General features: G+C 37.4%; 1 pseudogene. It reads left to right on the top strand.

Annotated features, from left to right (window positions below):
- Positions 1-227 (top strand): annotated as a pseudogene (locus tag NO346_RS14800) (IS5/IS1182 family transposase); the annotation flags it as partial.

Below are 227 nucleotides of genomic sequence, written 5' to 3'. Positions count from 1 at the left end.
TTTGGTCATTCAAACTCTATTTTCAAACGTTTTAATCGTTGGTCAAGCAGCGGTAAGTTACTTAGATTATTCAAATTACTAGCCTCATGCCCCGATATGGAGTGGATTTTTATTGATGGCTCTCATGTACGTGCTCATCAACATTCTGCTGGCATAGCGAATCAATCTATTTCTAAAAGTGTAGGAGGAAACTCCTCAAAAATACATTTGATTGTTGATGCACATGG

The organism is Acinetobacter sp. 5862 (assembly GCF_024494585.1).
Taxonomy (GTDB): Bacteria; Pseudomonadota; Gammaproteobacteria; order Pseudomonadales; family Moraxellaceae; genus Acinetobacter.
The sequence above is the reverse complement of the archived record's forward strand: the minus strand, read 5'-3'. Positions and strand labels throughout refer to the sequence as shown.